Source organism: Ulvibacter sp. MAR_2010_11, assembly GCF_002813135.1.
In the GTDB taxonomy this organism is placed as follows: domain Bacteria; phylum Bacteroidota; class Bacteroidia; order Flavobacteriales; family Flavobacteriaceae; genus Altibacter.
The window spans coordinates 2,116,106-2,133,383 of sequence record NZ_PHTY01000001.1; the positions used below are offsets into that span (position 1 = coordinate 2,116,106).

17 protein-coding genes are annotated in these 17,278 nt (G+C 40.5%); 7 read left to right on the forward strand and 10 right to left on the reverse strand.

Going from position 1 to position 17,278, the window contains the following annotated elements; translation table 11 throughout:
* Positions 1-100: 100 nt before the first annotated feature.
* From ATE92_RS09655 to ATE92_RS09685, 7 genes are all read left to right on the forward strand, one after another.
* Positions 101-868, forward strand: coding sequence for a tetratricopeptide repeat protein (locus tag ATE92_RS09655; RefSeq protein WP_100803509.1), 768 nt, complete (start codon positions 101-103; stop codon positions 866-868).
* Complete coding sequence (gene ribH, locus ATE92_RS09660) at positions 868-1,365, forward strand: 6,7-dimethyl-8-ribityllumazine synthase (protein WP_100803510.1); 498 nt, start codon at positions 868-870, stop codon at positions 1,363-1,365. The genes ATE92_RS09655 and ribH overlap by 1 nt, the downstream gene beginning before the upstream one ends.
* A gap of 176 nt (positions 1,366-1,541) precedes the next feature.
* Positions 1,542-1,832, forward strand: a complete 291-nt coding sequence (locus ATE92_RS09665; RefSeq protein WP_100803511.1) for a riboflavin synthase subunit beta — start codon at positions 1,542-1,544, stop codon at positions 1,830-1,832.
* Positions 1,832-3,679: a DNA mismatch repair endonuclease MutL gene (mutL, locus tag ATE92_RS09670; RefSeq protein WP_100803512.1), complete on the forward strand. Its 1,848-nt coding sequence runs from the start codon at positions 1,832-1,834 to the stop codon at positions 3,677-3,679. The genes ATE92_RS09665 and mutL overlap by 1 nt, the downstream gene beginning before the upstream one ends.
* Entirely contained in the window at positions 3,680-4,423 is a 744-nt protein-coding gene (locus ATE92_RS09675; RefSeq protein WP_100803513.1) for a rhomboid family intramembrane serine protease, read from the forward strand.
* Entirely contained in the window at positions 4,424-5,299 is an 876-nt protein-coding gene (locus tag ATE92_RS09680; protein ID WP_100803514.1) for a rhomboid family intramembrane serine protease, read from the forward strand.
* A 4-nt stretch (positions 5,300-5,303) separates the two neighbouring features.
* On the forward strand, positions 5,304-6,353 hold the full coding sequence (locus tag ATE92_RS09685) for an endonuclease/exonuclease/phosphatase family protein (protein WP_100803515.1): 1,050 nt from the start codon (positions 5,304-5,306) through the stop codon (positions 6,351-6,353).
* Between the two features lie 2 nt (positions 6,354-6,355).
* On the opposite strand, the gene ATE92_RS09690 is transcribed toward ATE92_RS09685, so the two are convergent.
* The 10 genes from ATE92_RS09690 to ATE92_RS09740 all read right to left on the reverse strand — a co-directional run bounded on the left by ATE92_RS09690 (position 6,356) and on the right by ATE92_RS09740 (position 17,277).
* Entirely contained in the window at positions 6,356-6,991 is a 636-nt protein-coding gene (locus ATE92_RS09690) for a WbqC family protein (RefSeq protein WP_232729146.1), read from the reverse strand.
* 335 nt (positions 6,992-7,326) lie between these two features.
* Positions 7,327-8,898: a signal peptidase I gene (gene lepB, locus ATE92_RS09695; protein ID WP_100803517.1), complete on the reverse strand. Its 1,572-nt coding sequence runs from the start codon at positions 8,896-8,898 to the stop codon at positions 7,327-7,329.
* Between the two features lie 47 nt (positions 8,899-8,945).
* A complete protein-coding gene (gene dapB, locus ATE92_RS09700) occupies positions 8,946-9,647 on the reverse strand; it encodes a 4-hydroxy-tetrahydrodipicolinate reductase (RefSeq protein WP_100803518.1) in 702 nt (233 codons plus the stop codon).
* Positions 9,644-10,222, reverse strand: a complete 579-nt coding sequence (locus ATE92_RS09705; protein ID WP_100803519.1) for a DUF5683 domain-containing protein — start codon at positions 10,220-10,222, stop codon at positions 9,644-9,646. Before ATE92_RS09705 ends, dapB begins: the two co-directional genes overlap by 4 nt.
* The gene (locus tag ATE92_RS09710; protein WP_100804409.1) at positions 10,212-11,111 is read right to left on the reverse strand and encodes a ParB/RepB/Spo0J family partition protein; all 900 of its coding nucleotides are present in this window, start codon (positions 11,109-11,111) and stop codon (positions 10,212-10,214) included. The genes ATE92_RS09705 and ATE92_RS09710 overlap by 11 nt, the downstream gene beginning before the upstream one ends.
* Before the next feature lie 7 nt (positions 11,112-11,118).
* A complete protein-coding gene (locus ATE92_RS09715; RefSeq protein WP_100803520.1) occupies positions 11,119-11,883 on the reverse strand; it encodes a ParA family protein in 765 nt (254 codons plus the stop codon).
* A 1,058-nt stretch (positions 11,884-12,941) separates the two neighbouring features.
* Positions 12,942-13,823, reverse strand: a complete 882-nt coding sequence (locus ATE92_RS09725; RefSeq protein ID WP_100803522.1) for an SDR family oxidoreductase — start codon at positions 13,821-13,823, stop codon at positions 12,942-12,944.
* Positions 13,824-13,892: 69 nt separating this feature from the next.
* A complete protein-coding gene (locus tag ATE92_RS09730; RefSeq protein WP_100803523.1) occupies positions 13,893-14,429 on the reverse strand; it encodes a GNAT family N-acetyltransferase in 537 nt (178 codons plus the stop codon).
* Positions 14,426-16,561: a methylmalonyl-CoA mutase gene (scpA, locus tag ATE92_RS09735; protein WP_100803524.1), complete on the reverse strand. Its 2,136-nt coding sequence runs from the start codon at positions 16,559-16,561 to the stop codon at positions 14,426-14,428. The genes ATE92_RS09730 and scpA overlap by 4 nt, the downstream gene beginning before the upstream one ends.
* Before the next feature lie 119 nt (positions 16,562-16,680).
* Positions 16,681-17,277: a hypothetical protein gene (locus tag ATE92_RS09740; RefSeq protein ID WP_157809605.1), complete on the reverse strand. Its 597-nt coding sequence runs from the start codon at positions 17,275-17,277 to the stop codon at positions 16,681-16,683.
* Between the last annotated feature and the right edge of the window lies 1 nt (position 17,278).

Genomic DNA, 17,278 nt, shown 5'->3' on the forward strand with positions numbered 1-17,278 from the left:
AAAATCGGATTTAGTCTCCGCAAATTATTGAAAAATAAGGAATCTTTTCCCTTTTAAATTCTAATAAATATTTTATTTTTGCGCTTCAATAAACAAAACTATGGCAACCTACAAGAAACGAGGTGGTAAACCTAAAACGAAAGCTGAAAAGCAATCACAATTAGAAGAGAACAGTACAACGGCCGAGGTATTTAACACCTTGGATGAAGGAGCTTCCAGAACCGAAGCTTGGGTAGAGAAGAATCAGAAGTACATTCTAATTTTTATTGGTGCTGTCGCTGTTTGTGTGTTGGGCTATTTAGGATACCAACAGTTTATTCAAGAGCCTAAAGAAAGCGAAGCCATGAACGAAATGTTCCAGGCGCAGCAGTATTTTGAGCAGGCATTAACCGCTCCTGCCAAGGATTCTTTGTACAACTTGTCATTAAAAGGCGGTGAAGGAAAATACGGTTTTCTTGATGTAATCGATAATTACGGTGGTACTAAGGCAGGAAATCTGGCCAATTACTACGCCGGAATGGCATATATAAATTTAGGTGAATACCAAAATGCCATCAATCATTTGGACGATTTTAAAAGTGACGATGTGATGTTGGGACCTTTGGCTAAAGGAGCAATTGGTGATGCTTTTGTACAATTAGGTCAGAATGAAGATGCATTAGGATATTACGAAAAGGCAGTGGCCCAGAGTGATAATGATGTTACAGCTCCGCGTTTTTTGTTGAAAGCCGGTATTGTAGCTATGAACTTGAATAAGACAGATGTAGCTTTGAAGCATTTCAAAAGAATTGAGGATGAATATGCCACGTCTCCCGAAGCAACCAAAGCACAACTCTATGTTGGGCAAGCCGAAGCAATGCAAAAATAATGGCAACCGAAAATAACAATTTATCGGTCTACGATAAAGCTACAATCCCAAACGCGAAAGATTTTCGGTTTGGGATTGTTGTTTCAGAGTGGAATCATAACATCACCGAAGGCATGTTTCAAGGTGCTTTCGATGCGTTAAAAGATTGCGGCGCCATCAACGATAATATTGTGCGATGGAATGTACCCGGAAGTTTCGAACTTATCTACGGGTGCAAACGTATGCAGTACAGTTATGATATGCTGGACGCGATTATTGCCATAGGAAGCGTAATACAAGGCGAAACCAAGCATTTCGATTATGTGTGTGAAGCCGTAGCTCAAGGGATTAAAGACCTGAATGTGCAAGGGAATATTCCTGTAATCTTTTGTGTATTGACCGATAATAATCTGCAACAGGCTATTGACCGAAGCGGAGGCAAACACGGTAACAAAGGCACCGAGGCTGCAATCGCCGCCATAAAAATGGCACAACTGAGGAAGGAATCTAAGTTTTAAAATTCCAAATTCCAAATTCCAAATTCTAAATTCCAAATCCTAAATTTATGGATTCTAACTGTCTAACGTTCCAAGAATCCAACAATCCAATTTAGGAACGATAATTGTTTATAAGAATGGAAGGCAATCTACTACCAAAACTGCCGTATTTTAAGTACATTTGAAAACACGCAATTATGGGAATTTTAAAAACACGCAAAAACAAGAAATTTAGCTACAACCCACGTTACTACAAGAACGATGGCGAGGGTAGCCCCTACGAAATGAAGCACAAATTCGATGAATTTCGTTCGACTGTGGGTGCTAATCCGGGCTTAAAAGGCAAGTTTAAAAATGCATTCGAAGAGCTTCGGCAGTCTAAAAATGGGACAGCCAATAAACGACTGCTTCTTATCATTGCAATTTTAGTGTTTGTATTCCTTTACATTATTGAATTCGATTTGTCTATATTTTTTCAGAAGTTATAATGACTGATATTATTCAGCTTTTACCGGATCATGTTGCCAACCAAATAGCGGCCGGAGAGGTCGTTCAACGCCCTGCTTCCGTTGTGAAGGAACTGCTGGAAAACGCTATCGATGCAGGAGCCACCCAAGTTACATTGCTTATAAAAGACGCCGGAAAAACATTGGTTCAGGTAACCGATAACGGGAGCGGAATGAGCATGACCGATGCACGGCTGTGCTTTGAACGTCATGCAACTTCCAAAATTAAATCGGCTGAAGATCTTTTCAACCTACATACAAAAGGATTTCGTGGTGAAGCTTTGGCTTCGATCGCTGCGATTGCCCATGTAGAGTTAAAAACCAGAACCGAAGCTTCAGAAGTAGGCACAAAAATCACCATAGAAGGTAGTGAGGTGACTTCTCAAGAAGCGGCTGTGGTGCCTAAAGGCACGACCATTTCAGTAAAAAATCTGTTTTACAACATTCCTGCAAGACGCAATTTTTTAAAGAGCAATCCTGTAGAAACGCGTCATATTATTGATGAATTTCATCGTGTGGCACTCGCACATCCACAAGTTGCTTTTATTATGCTTAACAACGGCAGTGATGTATTTAATCTTCCCCTAAGTAATTCGCGTCAACGCATTGTAAACATCTTCGGAAATAAAACCAACGAAAAGCTGGTACCCGTTGAAGAATCTACGGAAATCGTACAAGTAAAAGGCTTTGTACTCAAACCTCAATTTGCCAAGAAGGGCAGGGGAGAACAGTTCTTTTTTGTGAACGACCGTTTTATTAAAAGCCCGTATTTGCACCATGCTGTAAGTTCGGCTTTTGAAGGGCTCTTTAAAGATGGAATGCAACCCGGTTACTTCCTGTTTTTGGAAGTAGATACTAAATCCATCGATATTAACATTCACCCAACCAAAACCGAAATTAAATTCGACGATGAGCATGCTATTTACGCCATGCTTAGGGCGACTGTAAAACATAGTTTGGGGCAATTCAGTATTGCACCGGTACTCGATTTTAATAAGGATAGCGGTTTCGACACGCCTTACGAGTACAGCAAGAAATCGCCGGTGGCACCCAGTATTGAGGTAGATCGAAATTTCAATCCGTTTCAGAAGGAAGCAAAACAGGGAAATATTGCTTTTCCATACAAACGTGAAAAGTCGCCTGCCTGGGAATCGCTATATGTGGGACTGAAGCAGGACGTAGGAATTGCATCTTCAGACCTGGATAATATCGAATTTGAAAGTGAAGAAGTTACCGGCCGCCTTTTTGAAGCCGAAGCTGAAGCCACAGGACAGATTACCTTTCAATTACATAATAAATACATTATTAGTCCTATAAAAAGCGGGATGATGGTGATTCATCAACATTTGGCGCATCAACGTGTTTTGTACGAAGAATTACTGAAAAATATTACGGTACAGGAAGCAGTAAGTCAGCAGTTGTTGTTTCCGTTGTTACTTCAATTTACGAAGCAAGATATTGAAATAATAAAAAAAGTTAGGGAGCAACTGGAGCATACAGGCTTTATATTTACCAAAATGGAAGCGGAACAGTTGGAGATTAGCGGCATTCCCGTGAGTATTATTGAGAGCAAGGCCGAAAGTGTTTTGGAGCAATTAATTAACGATATCAAAGAAGAAGTGCCCGATGCAGGCTATAGTCAGAACGACTTATTAGCAAAATCCATGGCCAAAAGCATGGCAGTGAAAACCGGGACAGCACTCAACAGGGCAGAGCAGGAGCATTTGGTAAATCAGCTTTTTGCCTGTAAAGAACCGAGTGTATCGCCAAACAACAAACCAATTCTGGTTACATTTGATGTAACAGATTTTGATAAAAAATTTATGTAAATGGGCAGGATTACCGAAACCATAAAAGTCTTAATTGTAATCAATGCAATTTTCTTCATAGGGACGCAGTTTCTTGGCGAATCTGCGTACCGCCTTTTCTCGTTGTATTATTTTGAAAGTCCAAATTTTCAGTATTGGCAACCCATTACTCACATGTTTATGCATGGTGGGTTCATGCATATTTTATTTAATATGTATGCTTTATGGGCTTTTGGTTCGCCTTTAGAGTTGCAATGGGGGAGAAATAAATTTCTGTTTTTTTACTTTTCTGCAGGACTTGGAGCGGCATTAATACACACACTTGTAAATTATTTTCATTTTCACAGCGGATTTGAAGCTTTGGTACAAGCGGGAATGAGTGAAGGACAAATAATCCAAATTCTTACCTCGGGACAATATAATACTGCCATTCTAAATTCTGTACCCCAAGAGACGATCCAAAGTTTGTATGATGCTTACAATACTCCCGCTGTAGGTGCTTCCGGTGCAGTTTATGGTGTTTTAGTGGCCTTTGGATTGATGTATCCCAACGCCGAGCTCATGCTTATCTTTTTGCCAATTCCTATTAAAGCCAAGTATTTTATTCCGGCTTTATTGTTATTGGATTTGTTCTCGGGCGTTACCGGGTTTTCGTTGTTCGGACAGAACATCGCCAATTGGGCGCATATTGGAGGTGCACTATTCGGGTTTATTATGGCCTATTATTGGAAGAAAAATAGTTTTGATAAACACCGTTGGAATTAAATGGAGGGAAAAAGTCTTACATATCAATTTAAAACTGCAGGAATCGTTATCAAATTGATAGTTATTAATCTGGCGGTTTTTCTGCTGGTTAATTTAACAGCCTTCCTTTTGGAAATTCCCAGAGAACAACTGGCACAGTGGTTCGTGTTACCGGATACCTTCGGCGAATTAATAGTACAACCCTGGTCGTTTATTACGTATAGCTTTCTGCATTTCGGGTTTTGGCATCTTTTCTGGAACATGCTTTGGCTCTATTGGTTTGGAGGTTTTGTTCTAAATCTCTTCAACAGTAAACGATTTTTAACCATTTATCTGTTAGGAGCTATCAGCGGAGGACTTTACTATGTATTGGCATATAATTTCTTCCCGGTGTTTTCTACTACTACCGGTTATTTAATTGGGGCTTCAGCGGCTGTAAGAGCCATTGTCATTTTCATTGCGGCCTATAATCCCAATACCGAGGTCCGACTCATTTTCTTTACCGTAAAGATATGGCATATCGGGGCTTTTGTAGTGTTACTGGATCTTATTCAGCTACCAACCTCGGGCAATGCCGGTGGATTGATTGCGCATCTGGGAGGTGCTGTTTTTGGCTATGTTTATGCCATTCAACTTGCCAAAGGCAACGATATTGGGAAATGGTTTGAAAATGTTATGGAATGGTTTGAAAATTTGTTTACCCCACGAACAAAAAAACCGTTTAAAAAGGTGCATCGAACAACACCAGCGGCTTCCGGGCGTTCTAATGCTAAGCCCGAAAAGACTAACAACCAAAAAAAGGTCGACACTATTCTCGATAAAATTGGGAAAAGCGGTTATGATAGTCTTACTAAAGCTGAAAAAGATTTTCTATTTAAAGCAGGTAAAGAAGACTAACAAAATGCAATCGAAAAAATTGGGGTTTTTCAATAAATTGTTGTTTTGGGGTAACTCATTGGTAGTGTTTTTACTATTGATATCCTTTGTACTGCCTTATTTGCCACCCAAAAGTTTTCCTACACTTTCGTTGCTGAGCCTGGCAGTTTCTCCCTTGTTGCTGGTCAATATTTTATTTGCGCTCTATTGGCTGGTTCGCTGGAAGCGATTGGCTTTATTGTCGATTTTAGTTTTGACAATTGCGTATATTCACTTCAATCCGTTTATCGAAATTTCTTCGGAAGGAGATGCGTCTGAATACAACCATACATTGAACATATTAAGTTATAACGTACGATTGTTTAACGCTTATGAAAAAGAACCCTCAAAAGGAGTTTCAGAAACCATTTCGAAATTACTGAAGGAAAACGATCCCGACATTGTATGCATTCAGGAATATTACCGTGGCAGCAACTTCGATTTTTCAGCATATCCGCATCAATACGTACATTTTAAGGATAGCAACAATAAATTAGGACACGCCATTCTTTCGAAATACCCTATCGTAAGTACAGGGGCATTCGATTTTGAGGATTCCAACAACAATACTATCTACGCAGATATTGTAAAAGGAGAGGATACACTGCGCATCTACAATTTGCACTTGCAATCGCTCGGAATCCTTCCGAATGTTGAATATCTGCAGGAGGGAAGTACCGACAAGCTTCGAAAACGTATGTCCCGGGCATTTGTAAAACAGGAAAGTCAGATGGATGCCATCCTGGCTCATAAAATAAAATCGCCTCATCCTGTTATTATTAGCGGGGATTTTAACAATACACCTTTTTCGTACGTCTATCGGAAAATGGCCAACAAGATGCACGATGCTTTTACGGAAAGAGGATCGGGTCTTGGAACCACTTTTAAGTTTGATGGTTATCCCATGCGCATTGACTATATTTTAACTTCTGAAAGTTTCGATATTTTGTCTTTTGAAACGCTTAATGAATCCTTTTCCGATCATTATCCTATTCGGGCAAAAGTGAGTTGGGATCCAGTTTCCGAAACAAAGTAAGTCTAATAAATTAATTCCACCTGAGATTCTAAGTAGGAGAGGGTATTAGGGCCTTCATTAAATAATAAATCCAATACCGAAAGATTTGGTAAAAAGCCGTGCTGAGCCTCCAAAACCTGTATGTAGGGCGTGAATTTTGATTGTACTTCACGTTTGGCAATGGCTAAGAAACGTAAATCTTTACATTGCGGTGTCACCTCAAAGGTCTCAGATTTGGAGCTCTCTGTTTCCAAACCGATTAATTCCCTTAGCAGTTCAAAAATCGCGAGATTGTGTTTCAATAAGTTGTTTGCAGGTTTTGTAAATAGCGGTGCTAAATCGTCTTCATAAAATTCGAAGAAAGGAGAAGTTCGATATGCCGACTGTAATGATTTCCAGTGATGCGACTGCCATGGAAAATTGTTTTCTGCAAGTACTTCCACTGATTTCTGGCGTCTTCCTTCTTTGTTGTGCTTCACCGGAACGTTTAGCAATAAACTACCATTACTATGTGCGATATACGCCCTGTTGCGGTAGGTTTGTTTCTGGTAATTATCCTGTACTTCAAAAACTACATGCGCTGCCTGTGCAATTGCCGCCATCTGTTCAATAGATGGGAAGTAGGTGGGGTGTAGGAGTATTTTTTCAGGGTTTGGCACTTTTAGGTTGTTAAGTTGTTGAGTTGTTGAGTCGTTGATGCGTTGTGTTGTTGAGTTGTTTAATCGTTTAGTTGTTGATGCGTCGAGGCGTTAGGTGTTATTTACCGACTAGTGAAATGCGAAGTGCATTTAATTTATTGGTGATTTTTTCAATTTGTAGTTGTCCAAAATGTTCAACTTAAATATATTCTAACCATCTAACCATCTAACCATCTAACCATCTAACCATCTAACCATCTAACCATCTAACCATCTAACCATCTAACCATCTAACCATCTAACCATCTAACCATCTAACCATCTAACCATCTAACCATCTAACCATCCAACAAAAATCACTTTTTCGTCGCCTTTCTTTTCTTTCTGAAAAAACTAAAAACAAACCAACCTGCCAGTGCAATCAGGAAGTATTTGAAATACGATACAGGTTCTCCATTGCCACCAACGGTTGTAAAGAGACGTTCCCAACGAATTTTGTTGGCGATACCTTTGGCATTAGTGTCCCAGCTCATCCATACAAACACCGGTTTTCCAACCACATGGTTAAACGGGACATATCCCCACATTCTGGCATCCTGTGAATTGCTTCGGTTATCACCCATCATCCAGTAGTAGTCCATTTTAAAGGTATACTCGGTCAAGGGATTACCGTTGAGAAGTACCTGAGTCCCGGATTGGGTTATTTTATTATCAAAGCCCAACTCGCTTCCTTCATAGACTTCGATAATTCGCTTGTACATGGGAATACTCTCGGCATCGATAGCCACTGTGGCACCTGCTTTTGGTATGTAAATAGGTCCGAAGAAATCACTGTTCCAGGGAAATTTCGAATCCTGAGGGAAGGTTCCTTCGTTCCATTCGCCTTTTCTTGCTGTTGTTTTAACAATGGTATCCAGATTCGGGTAATTCTTTAGTTTTTCGTATTCGGCATCGGTCATGTGTGCCTGAAAAACCTGATAACTATTGTTCAGCGGATATAAATCGGTGATGTTGTATTGCTCGATGGCAAATTTCGGATTAAAAGGTTTAGTGGTAGCAAACTGATACCCAAACTGAAGCTTGGCTCGATCCGGCAATTCGTTTTTCTTTCCGTTTATATAGACATAACCGTCTCTCACTTCCAGCGAATCTCCCGGAATTCCCACACACCGTTTTACGTAATTCGATTTTTTATCGATAGGCTTGTAGGCATAACCTGTTGGCGGCGGACCAATATCCACAAAGTTGTCGACAGGCCAGCTAAACACCACAATATCGTTACGCTCAATATCCTGAAATCCCGGAAATCTGAAATAAGGAATCTGCGGCTTTGGTGCATACGATTTCACTTTGGCCACTGGAATGGTATCGTGCACCATAGGGAAGGAAATAGGTGTCATTGGTGTTCTTGCACCATAATGAAACTTACTTACAAAAAGGAAATCTCCCACCAGCAATGTTTTTTCCAACGATGAGGTTGGAATGGTAAAGGGCTGCATGAAATAGGTATGTACAATGGTTGCAGCAACAACCGCAAATAAGATTGAACTCACCCATTCACCCGTTGACGTACGCGGTTTTAAATCCCGATTTTCAATATATGTGACGTTTTGGGTGTAATTAATATAGTAGATGTACAATCCTAGGGTAACAATCCCCAGCACCGTATCGGTAGTGCTGTTTCGTCCAAAACTGCGCAAGGTTTCTACCCAAACCACAGGAAACATAATGAGGTTTACAATTGGGACAAAGAACAGGATGGTCCACCACCAGGGTCTGTTGATGATTTTCATCAAAATAACCGCGTTGTAAACAGGTACTGCCGCTTCCCAGGCCTTTCTACCAGCGATGGTATATAACTTCCAGGTTCCTGCAAAATGTACAACCTGAAGTATCAATATAAATAATAACCAACCCGTAAAGCTCATAGTGTTATATTTTCTGAACGATTTCCACCGAACATGATTATTTAGTTTTATTGTATCTGAAGTACGTCCTTCATGGAATACACTCCTTTTTTATGCTGCAGCCATTCCGCAGCCAGAATCGCACCTATTGCAAATCCGTCGCGTGAATGCGCCTCGTGTTTTAATGAAATCGTATCAATTTCGGAAGCATACGAAACAATATGCGTTCCTTTTACATCGGATATCCGCTTCGCTGTTATGACAATTTTCTCGTCTGAAGCACTATCTAATTTCCACCCTGTTTTATTGGAATGTTTTATAATTCCTTCAGCCAATGTAATTGCTGTTCCGCTTGGAGCGTCCTTTTTTTCGGTATGATGAATTTCTTCCATCGAAACCTGATAGTCCTTCCAGGGTTGCATTAGCCGGGCAGCGTATTCATTCAGACTAAAAAATAGATTTACACCCACGCTGAAATTGGACGCGTAGATAAAGCTTCCGTTACGGGCTTCACATAATTTTACCATTTTAGGGTAAGCATCCAACCAACCTGTAGTTCCGGAAATCACCGGAATACCATTTTCAAGACAGCTGGTAATATTTTGTACAGCAACTTCAGGGGTGGAAAACTCAATTGCAGCCTCTGCTTCAGAAAGATTTCCTTCTGTTGTATCGCTGGAACTTCTGTAAACAACAGTATGCCCTTTTTCAGTAGCGAGTCGCTCTATGGTTTTTCCCATCTTTCCGTATCCTAACAATGCTATTTTCATTTTAAACTGTACTTTAAGGACAGTCCGTATTGGGGCTGTGCATTCAACGGATTTAAATCGAAATTAGGCTGTAATGATAGATCGTCGTTTACATTAAACTGCTTTAAGTGGGCATCGACATTGGCATCGACTACATTTACCAAATAAAAGGCCAGGGCGACGATAATACTAACATCCTTGTTCTTTTGTGCAGTTTTTTGGGCATCGATCAAGCGGTCAGTAGAAATTCCCTGAAACTCATCATCTGTATAACCCGCCAATCTTCTTTTGTATGCATCCCGAAAGCGATCATAGTCTTTGTCGTTGTCCAAATAAAAATAAATTCCGGTGGCAATACCGGCATAGATAATAGGAATTTTCCAGTACTTTTTATTGTAAGCTTGTCCCAAACCGGGTAGAACGGCCGAGTAGAAGGCGGCGGTTGAAGGGGCAAGAGGATTGTAGGGTTCGGTTGTAGTGAGACTGTCTCTTACCACCAGTATTTTTTCTTCTTTAACCGAAAGGGAATCGGAAGTTTGGGCAAAGATTGTAAGTGCCGGTACTATTAAAAAGATATAGAATAGCTTATTTTTCACTTTTTATGAGCTTCAAAATACGGGCTAAGTCCTCTCTGTCCTTAAATGAAATAACCATTTGTCCTTTCCCTGAATTCGAGACTTTTACGTCCACTTTGCTTCCAAACAGATCCGAAAGATCTTTTTTGGCATCGTTTGCATAATTGGGTAATGCCTTCTTTTTAGGTGCTTCTACCTGGGTAGACGATTTGTGATTACGCACTAATGCTTCGGTGTCACGAACCGATAGTTTATCGGATACAATTTTCTCGTAGATATCTAACTGTTCGTTGGTATCTTCAATATTTATCAAGGCTCTTCCATGACCCATTGAGATAAAACCATCGCGCATCCCGGTTTGAATAATGGGATCCAGCTTCAGTAAGCGCAAATAATTAGCAATAGTGGAACGATTTTTACCCACGCGATCACTTAATTCTTCCTGAGTTACTTCAATTTCTTCAATTAAACGCTGATAGGAAAGTGCAATTTCAATAGGATCTAAATCCTGACGCTGAATGTTCTCCACCAAGGCCATTTCGAGCGATTCCTGATCGTTGGCAATACGAATGTAGGACGGAATGGTCTCTAAGCCAATGAGTTTTGAAGCTCTAAAACGACGTTCTCCACTAACAAGCTGGTATTTGTTAAAGTCTAATTTCCGAACGGTTATCGGCTGAATTACACCCAATTCTTTTATGGAAGACGCTAGTTCCCGAAGCGATTCTTCATTAAAACTCGTTCTGGGCTGAAAGGGATTTACTTCGATGGTACTCAATTCCAGTTCGACGATGCTGCCCACTACCTTGTCGGCATTCTTGTCGCTTGCTGTAATAATATCGTTGGAAGGGTCTTTCAGTAAAGCCGAAAGTCCGCGTCCCAAAGCCTGTTTTTTTGTTGCTTTCGCCATCCCGAAATTATTGGTTTTTCTCAATTAATTCCTGTGCCAAACTTAAGTAATTATTGGCACCTTTACTACCCGCATCGTAACTAATAATACTCTCACCGTAACTTGGGGCTTCACTTAAACGCACGTTTCGCTGAATGATTGTTTTAAATACCATCTCATCGAAGTGTTTTTTTACTTCATCCACCACCTGATTGGATAATCGCAAGCGCGAATCGTACATGGTTAGCAACAGCCCTTCAATATCGAGATTCTGATTGTGAATTTTTTGAACACTTTTCACCGTATTCAATAATTTTCCCAGACCTTCCAGCGCAAAGTATTCACATTGAATTGGAATCATAACGCTATCGGCTGCAGTTAGAGCGTTTAGAGTTAACAAACCCAACGAAGGAGCACAGTCAATTAAAATAAAATCGTAGTCCTTTTTTAAATCGATTATTGCTTTTTTAAGCATCGACTCGCGATTCTTTTTGTCCACCAGTTCTATTTCGATGGCAACCAGATCTATATGGGCAGGAATTAGGTCTAAATTGGGAGAATTTGTTGAAATGATTACCTCCTTAGCAGAAGCGGTATGTTCTAACAGCTGGTAGGTCCCTTTTTCAACGTTTTCCACGTCAATACCCAACCCCGAAGTGGCATTGGCTTGTGGGTCGGCGTCTATCAACAAAACTTTCTTCTCTAAAACGCCTAAGGAAGCGGCCAAATTTATTGAAGTTGTCGTTTTGCCAACACCTCCTTTTTGATTTGCAATCGCAATTATTTTACCCATTAAATTCTGACAAATTTTAGCTATAAAAATACAACTTATTATGCGGATAGAAAATGTAATTTGTTAACAGGAAGTGAACAAATTATTTAGTGTTTTACAGCCTGTGTTTTACGATTTTTTTGGTGCGTATTATCCTTATTTTGGAGTACTAACGGCAAATCCCCAAAAATGGTTGCTGTGCAACCTATCCATTTTCGTGGATTCGCCACCACACTCAAAGTTTTCTATTTACTTTTCTTAGAGCGGAAGTATTGCCTTTTTGATTTGATAACGGCAAATCCCAAAAAATGGTTGCTGTGCAACTTATCCATTTTTATGGATTCGCCACCACACTCAAAGTTTTCTATTTATTTTTCTTAGAGCGGAAGTATTGCCTTTTTGATTTGATAACGGCAAATCCCCAAAAATGGTTGCAGTGCAACCTATCCATTTTCGTGGATTCGCCACCATACTCAAAGTTTTCTATTTACTTTTCTTCGAGCGGAAGTATTGCCTTTTTGATTTGATAACGGCAAATCCCCAAAAATGGTTGCAGTGCAACCTATCCATTTTCGTGGATTCGCCACCACACTCAAAGTTTTCTATTTACTTTTCTTGGAACGGAAGTATTGCCCTTTTTGATTTGATAACGGCAAATCCCAAAAAATGGTTGCTGTGCAACTTATCCATTTTTGTGCATTCGCCACCACACTCAAAGTTTTCTATTTATTTTTCTTAGAGCGGAAGCATTGCTTTTTTGATTGATTAACGGCAAATCCCCAAAAATGGTTGGAGTGCAACTTATCCATTTTTATGGATTCGCCACCACACTCAAAGTTTTCTATTTACTTTTCTTAGAGCGGAAGCATTGCTTTTTTGATTGATTAACGGCAAATCCCCAAAAATGGTTGCTGTGCAACTTATCCATTTTTATGGATTCGCCACCACACTCAAAGTTTTCTATTTATTTTTCTTAGAGCGGAAATATTGCCTTTTTGATTGGATAACGGCAAATCCCAAAAAATGGTTGCTGTGCAACTTATCCATTTTTATGGATTCGCCACCACACTCAAAGTTTTCTATTTACTTTTCTTAGAGCGGATCATGGCCTCCAGCATATCCCACATTTGTTCGGGGACTTCTTCAAGAAGGTTCATTTGTCCGGCTCCCTTTAGCCATTCACCCCCGTCGATAGTGACAACTTCTCCGTTGAGGTAGGCAGAAAAATCAGACACCAAATAGGCCGCAAGATTGGCAAGCTCCTGATGGTCTCCCACACGCTTTAAAGGCACTTTTTTAGCAAGATCGAATTTCTCTTTAAGCTCACCGGGCAGTAATCTGTCCCAGGCTCCCTTTGTAGGAAAAGGTCCCGGCGCGATTGCGTTAAAGCGCATCCCGTATTTTGCCCATTCCACAGCCAATGAACGTGTCATAGCCAAAACTCCTGCTTTGGCAGCGGCACTCGGCACCACATAGGCAGACCCCGTCCAAGCGTAGGTGGTTACAATATTTAAAACTACTTTATTTGTTTCTTTTTTATTAATCCAGTGCTTTCCAAAGGCCAGCGTACAGTTTTTTGTTCCTTTTAGTACAATGTCGATAATAGTATCGAAGGCATTTGCTGAAAGTCGCTCTGTAGGGGAGATAAAATTTCCAGCAGCGTTGTTTAGTAAGACGTCGACTTTTCCAAATTCTTTTACCGAAGCAGCTACCATGGCTTCTACTTCATCATAATTTCGAACATCACACTGCACCGGAAGTACTTTACCTCCTGTTTGGGCTTCTAATTCGACCTTTACAGCTTGTAATTTTTCTATGTTTCTGGAGGTAATAACGACATTGGCACCTAATTCTAAGAAATAAGTGGTCATCGATTTGCCCAAGCCGCTACCGCCGCCTGTCACTACTATGGTTTTGCCTTTTAAAGCGTCGTCCCGCAACATTTTTCCTGAATAATTCATTGTGTTGTTTTGTTTGAAATGTAAAAATAGACAATCGAAGTCAATTATTATGCGCGCATAGCAAACAAATTAGGTTGCTTCACTTTTGTAGACCACGCAATGTTTAAATCTGGGGTCACCAACCATCATGGGATGTTGCACAGTTCCTATGTATTCCATGCCAATTTTTTTCATCACATTTTCAGACGCAGTATTTGTATCGGTTGTAAAGGCAAGGACTTCTTTAATTTGAAACTGATTAAACGCTGCTTCCAAACATGCTTTTGCTGCTTCGGTTGCGTATCCTTTTCCCCAGGCGGTTTTTTTAAGACGCCATCCAATATCAACGCAGGGTGTAAATTCACTCTCCCAAGTTTGATTCATTATGCCGGCAAAACCTATAAACTCCGCTGTTTCCAATTCGTCTACCGCAAAATAGCAATAGCCATGCTCGTGGAAGTGATTTTGTAAACGTTGTATTAATGTAATCGTTTCTACGTTAGATAAAGGCTTCGGAAAATGTTGCATCACGGCCTGGTCCTTACACATTTCAATAAATGGTTTTTCATCGGAAGGCAACCAATTTCGCAAGCCGAGTCTTTCGGTTTCTATGATGTAGTTTTTCATTCTGAAACCGAATCAATCAAAATTTGAAGAATTTCAATAGCCGCTTCACTAATTTTCGTACCCGGGCCGTAAACAGCAACGGCGCCTGCATCGAACAGAAACTGATAATCCTGTGCGGGAATTACACCGCCAACAATTACCATAATATCATCACGGCCGTATTTTTTTAAGGCTTCAATAACCTGAGGCACCAGTGTTTTGTGGCCAGCCGCGAGGGAAGAAACTCCTAAAATATGTACGTCGTTTTCAACAGCTTGTTTGGCAGCTTCGGCGGGGGTTTGGAATAACGGACCAATATCTACATCAAAACCCACATCGGCGTAGCCTGTAGCTACAACTTTTGCTCCCCGATCATGACCATCTTGGCCCATTTTGGCAATCATAATGCGTGGACGACGCCCTTCCAATTCTGCAAACTGGTCGGCCATCTGTCTCGCCTTTTCAAAAGAAGGATCTTTTTTTATTTCTTTACTGTACACTCCGCTAAACGATTTGATTTGTGCCTTGTACCGCCCGAAAACCGATTCGAGGGCATCACTTATTTCTCCCAAAGTAGCTCTTTCTCTGGCCGCTTCAATAGCTAAAGCTAGTAAATTTCCGTCACCTGTTTTGGCACATTGGGTTAATTTTGAAAGTGTTTGCGTTACTTTTTCAGCATTTCTGCCCGATTTGATACTATTTAAACGCTCAATTTGCGACAAACGCACCTTCTCATTGTCCACATCCAGGATTTGTAAAGGATCTTCCTTATCGAGTCTGTATTTGTTTACGCCCACAATGATGTCCTGTCCGCTGTCAATTCTGGCCTGCTTTCGAGCTGCGGCCTCTTCAATTCGAAGTTTTGGAATTCCCGCCTCGATAGCCTTGGTCATCCCGCCAAGTTGTTCAACTTCCTGAATTAGTTTCCATGCTTTTTCGGCGATATCATTTGTGAGGTTTTCAACATAGTAACTGCCTGCCCAGGGATCGACCGTTTTAGTGATTTTAGTTTCCTGCTGCAGGTAAATTTGTGTATTTCGAGCAATACGAGCCGAGAAATCCGTGGGAAGTGCAATGGCTTCATCCAGGGCATTGGTATGTAAAGATTGGGTGCCTCCAAAAGCAGCGGCAGCAGCTTCAATACATGTTCGAGCTACATTGTTAAACGGATCTTGTTCGGTAAGGCTCCAGCCACTGGTTTGACAATGGGTGCGAAGGGTCAATGATTTTTCATTTTTAGGATTGAATTGTTTTACCAGTTTGGCCCATAGCATACGAGCGGCTCTCATTTTGGCAATTTCCATAAAGTGATTCATTCCTATAGCCCAGAAAAATGAAAGGCGAGGCGCAAAAGTATCTATATCCATTCCGGCTGCTATTCCGGTGCGTATGTATTCCAAACCATCGGCCAGTGTGTAGGCCAGTTCGATATCACAGGTAGCTCCTGCCTCCTGCATATGATATCCGGAGATAGAAATAGAATTGAATTTCGGCATCTTTTCGGATGTAAATTCAAAAATATCACCGATAATTTTCATCGAAGGAGCAGGAGGGTAGATGTAGGTATTCCTAACCATAAACTCCTTTAAAATATCATTCTGAATGGTTCCTGAAAGCGCGTCAAATGAAATCCCCTGTTCTTCGGCCGCGACAATATAAAAAGCCATGATGGGTAAAACGGCCCCATTCATGGTCATCGACACGCTCATTTTGTCTAACGGAATTTTATCGAACAAAATTTTCATGTCCTCTACACTGTCTATAGCAACTCCTGCCTTTCCAACATCACCAACAACACGCTCATGATCGCTGTCGTATCCTCTGTGCGTCGCCAAATCGAAGGCTACGGATAATCCTTTTTGGCCGCCGGCCAGATTGCGTCTGTAAAAAGCATTACTCTCTTCGGCGGTAGAAAAACCGGCATACTGTCGAATGGTCCAGGGTCTTTGAACAAACATAGTAGCATACGGTCCACGAAGATTGGGTGCTATTCCGGCAACAAAATCGAGATGCTGCAAATTTGAAACATCGGCTGCGACATATTTTTTTTGAACCGGAATATCTTCAGCTGTTAAAAAAGTAGTTTTCTCAGCACTTTTTTTCGCAACTTCCGCCGATTGTAAGCTTATATGTTGGATATTTTTTCTACTCATTCTAATACATTATAATAATTCCTTCCGGCACTAAATAATTGGTAAAGGCCAATCCTAAAATATCTTCAAGTGCCTCCTCACGCATTTTAATTGTTGGTTTTAGTGCGTAATCATACTTTTTACTCAACAGTTTCCAACGCTGTAAATTCTATCTTCATCAAGCGTGGATAGTACGTTTCCAATGCAATAAATAAAGCAAAATACTTGTCGTCCAGCGCATCGACACTATTTACACGATAGAACTCGGCCATGAAGGCAGGATTCAGATAATCTACGTCCAATAAGGTTTGTATTTTTTGCTTAATCTCTTGATTCTTTATATTTTCAATGAGGCATTGCACAAATTCACTTTTATAATTAAGAGTAGTTTCCTTCGAGCTTTTTTCCCACAGTTGCTTCTCTTTTTTTAGTTTTTCGAGTATTTGTAACGTATACGGCGAGACCATATTTTTAAAATCTGCTTCCGCTGTAGCGCCCGTATACATATAATTGGCGTAACCAAATTCAAAGAACATAGGACTTCCGAGAGGATAATTATCCTGATTGTAAAAGGAAGCAATATCGTTTTCGAAGCTAAAAAGAGCTTCATTCAATAGTGCATTATCAGCCCCCGGACAAGAAACAACCTGCGCTTTGTCTTTGTATTTGTAATCGAATTTCTCGTTACAACTAGTTGTGAGGATTCCTAATACCAGAAATACTGCTATTTTTTTCATG

Excerpts from the sequence above, each read along its gene's own strand:
- ribH (WP_100803510.1), top strand. The coding sequence starts at position 868 with ATGGCAACCGAAAATAACAATTTATCGGTCTACGATAAAGCTACAATC.
- ATE92_RS09730 (WP_100803523.1), bottom strand. The coding sequence starts at position 14,429 with ATGAAAAACTACATCATAGAAACCGAAAGACTCGGCTTGCGAAATTGG.
- ATE92_RS09655 (WP_100803509.1), top strand. The coding sequence starts at position 101 with ATGGCAACCTACAAGAAACGAGGTGGTAAACCTAAAACGAAAGCTGAA.
- lepB (WP_100803517.1), bottom strand. The coding sequence starts at position 8,898 with ATGAGCTTTACGGGTTGGTTATTATTTATATTGATACTTCAGGTTGTA.
- ATE92_RS09740 (WP_157809605.1), bottom strand. The coding sequence starts at position 17,277 with ATGAAAAAAATAGCAGTATTTCTGGTATTAGGAATCCTCACAACTAGT.
- ATE92_RS09725 (WP_100803522.1), bottom strand. The coding sequence starts at position 13,823 with ATGAATTATTCAGGAAAAATGTTGCGGGACGACGCTTTAAAAGGCAAA.
- ATE92_RS09715 (WP_100803520.1), bottom strand. The coding sequence starts at position 11,883 with ATGGGTAAAATAATTGCGATTGCAAATCAAAAAGGAGGTGTTGGCAAA.
- ATE92_RS09665 (WP_100803511.1), top strand. The coding sequence starts at position 1,542 with ATGGGAATTTTAAAAACACGCAAAAACAAGAAATTTAGCTACAACCCA.
- ATE92_RS09710 (WP_100804409.1), bottom strand. The coding sequence starts at position 11,111 with ATGGCGAAAGCAACAAAAAAACAGGCTTTGGGACGCGGACTTTCGGCT.
- ATE92_RS09685 (WP_100803515.1), top strand. The coding sequence starts at position 5,304 with ATGCAATCGAAAAAATTGGGGTTTTTCAATAAATTGTTGTTTTGGGGT.
- dapB (WP_100803518.1), bottom strand. The coding sequence starts at position 9,647 with ATGAAAATAGCATTGTTAGGATACGGAAAGATGGGAAAAACCATAGAG.
- ATE92_RS09680 (WP_100803514.1), top strand. The coding sequence starts at position 4,424 with ATGGAGGGAAAAAGTCTTACATATCAATTTAAAACTGCAGGAATCGTT.
- mutL (WP_100803512.1), top strand. The coding sequence starts at position 1,832 with ATGACTGATATTATTCAGCTTTTACCGGATCATGTTGCCAACCAAATA.
- scpA (WP_100803524.1), bottom strand. The coding sequence starts at position 16,561 with ATGAGTAGAAAAAATATCCAACATATAAGCTTACAATCGGCGGAAGTT.
- ATE92_RS09675 (WP_100803513.1), top strand. The coding sequence starts at position 3,680 with ATGGGCAGGATTACCGAAACCATAAAAGTCTTAATTGTAATCAATGCA.